This is a genomic window from Paraburkholderia sp. UCT31, from assembly GCF_014397655.1.
Lineage (GTDB): Bacteria > Pseudomonadota > Gammaproteobacteria > Burkholderiales > Burkholderiaceae > Paraburkholderia > Paraburkholderia tuberum.
This window is the reverse complement of the sequence record NZ_VZQP01000154.1, coordinates 1-2354: the sequence shown is the minus strand read 5'-3', so window position 1 is coordinate 2354 and position 2354 is coordinate 1. Positions and strand designations below refer to the sequence as shown.

Here is a 2354-nt window from a genome sequence, read left to right as displayed (position 1 = left end):
CGCATCACCGAAGGCTTCAGCCATTTCGTTGCCTCCATAGCTGCTCCGGTTGCTTCCGGCTGGAGCGGTTGCCGGGCGGGGCTTGCACCCGCTGGAAAGCGCCACCTTTTCACGGCGCACACCCGTTTCAGTCATTCGAGATCGCCGAGACCGGACATTCAGGGCGGCGCGGTGCTCGCCAGTTTAGCCGCGGGATTCAGCGGAAATGGGCCGTGCACTGTTCGGGCAATTTGTCTGCCTGGATTGGGGCGCGGGAATAAAGTCTAACGACAAGGTGTTCTGTGAATGTAGTCGTGCAGTACAAACCGCAACCCCATTATCGCGTTCGCCAAAGGAAATGAGTCAATGGAATATCAATCCGGCACAAGAGTGTCTGACGACGTAGACGGGGCAGCCTATTCGCCCGCTAATCTCATGCAACTGGGCATGGGATTTTGGGGCTCTAAAGCGTTGCTGTCCGCGGTCGAGCTCGGTGTATTTACGCACCTCGGGAAAGGGCCTCGCAACGGTGAGCAGTTGACTGACGAGTTGGGATTGCATCCGAGATCGGCTTTGGACTTTCTCGATGCTTTGGTTTCGTTGCAGGTGCTGGAGCGAGAAAACGGTCTCTATCGGAACACGTGCGAGACAGGACTATTTCTCGATAGAACGCAACCGGGATATATCGGCGGAATACTGCAAATGGCTAACGACCGACTATATCCGTTCTGGGGATCGCTTACCGAAGCGCTGCGCAGCGGACTGCCGCAGAACGAGGCGAAGCAGGGCGGCAACCCGTTTGATGCGATCTATCGGAACGAACGAACACTGCGTGTTTTTCTGGAATCGATGACTGGGATCAGCCTCGGCGCCGCTAAAGCGCTTGCGCAGAAATTTCCTTGGCAAGACTACGGTTCGTTCGTCGACATTGGTGCGGCGCAAGGCGCTTTAGTCGTAGAGGTTGCAAGCGCGCATCCGCATCTCACGGGTGGCGGCTTCGATTTGCCGGCAGTCGGACCTTTATTTGACAAGTATGTCGCGGAACACGGGTTAAAGGAGCGCCTTCGTTTCCATCCGGGCGATTTCTTCAAGGAAGCCTGCCCGTCGGCCGACGTGCTCGTGATGGGCCACATTCTTCACGACTGGAATCTCGAGCAGAAGCGCGAACTGCTCGCCAAATGTTATGAGGCGCTGCCTCCGGGCGGCTGCCTGATCGTCTACGACGCCATTATTGACGATGAGCGCAGACAGAATGCGTTCGGCTTGCTGATGAGCCTCAATATGCTAATCGAGACGCCCGGGGGCTTTGACTATACGGGTGCGCAGTGCCGTGAATGGATGGCCGACGTCGGCTTCAGGGAGATTCGGGTCGAACCACTACTCGGGCCGGATTCGATGATCATCGGGATTCGATAGTCGGCCAGCCGGTGCACTAGTTTGGTGACTGGTCATAGATTGACAACGATCTACGATGCCGTGCCGATTGACCGCAACTGGCCGACGACCGTCCGACGGGCCAGCCGGCCCGGGGCAACGAGAACCTTCGCCGAGAAGACCGCCGACTATGCTTTTGTTTGGAGACATCGATATAGTTGGCGCTGCGGCGGGAGACGGCACCCCGCGAGGTGCACCGGAAGGTAGTGCTGACCGCGCCTAGGGCCTTGGGCACCGTCTGCGTAATAATCAGGCGCAGACCTTGCCCCACCGCAAATCTCCAATCGAAGGTGGCTCCTAGATGCGGACATGAAGGTTCGAAACGTCAAAAGACCATCCAAGCCTCCGTCCCGTCGAATGCATACGCTTCCTGTTCGTTCGCTGCGTCCAGAATTGATGGCCACTCGATGCGTGGATGGTAGATGTATTGCTGCAAAACGAAGTAACTGGAATGTCTCACGTCGATCACCGTCGTCAGTCTTTCGAATTTCCGTTCCATCCAACTGAAGGCAATGAAGTTCGAGCAATCGGACATCACGAACATGCAACCCCATGCATAGCCTGGAAACCTGCGCCCGGCCACATCAATAATGTGAAATGAATCCCCATGTGGCGGTTCACCCTGATATCGCAGCGTGACCGCATAACTGCGATCAGGCGGTGTCAGCACATAGTCGCCCATGCCTGCGCAATGGCAAAGGTTATCCACTGTAAATTGGATCTCGCAAGGTTCCATCCGCCTGATTTCCGTCGGAAATGAAGTTGTTTCACTCGATTGTCGACGATTCGCGCCGGTGTGTCGAACGACCGGTCTTGGCCGGGTCCTGCCCGATGCGGTCGGCGGGAGTCGACCGGATATAGCCTTTCAACATTCACGTTAGCGGCCTGTCATGACCGAATGGTGCTGGGAAGCCTCAATACGAGATTTCGAAATGTGATTT

2 protein-coding genes are annotated in these 2354 nt (G+C 56.4%); one reads left to right on the top strand and one right to left on the bottom strand.

Features of this window, described 5'->3' with window-relative positions:
* The first annotated feature begins 345 nt into the window (after positions 1-345).
* Entirely contained in the window at positions 346-1395 is a 1050-nt protein-coding gene (locus tag F6X40_RS41280; RefSeq protein WP_184062637.1) for a methyltransferase, read from the top strand.
* Between the two features lie 343 nt (positions 1396-1738).
* On the opposite strand, the gene F6X40_RS41275 is transcribed toward F6X40_RS41280, so the two are convergent.
* Entirely contained in the window at positions 1739-2095 is a 357-nt protein-coding gene (locus tag F6X40_RS41275) for a hypothetical protein (protein ID WP_187631861.1), read from the bottom strand.
* Positions 2096-2354: the final 259 nt, after the last annotated feature.

Coding starts and splice junctions, on each gene's coding strand:
- F6X40_RS41280 (WP_184062637.1), top strand. CDS start 346: ATGGAATATCAATCCGGCACAAGAGTGTCTGACGACGTAGACGGGGCA.
- F6X40_RS41275 (WP_187631861.1), bottom strand. CDS start 2,095: ATGGGCGACTATGTGCTGACACCGCCTGATCGCAGTTATGCGGTCACG.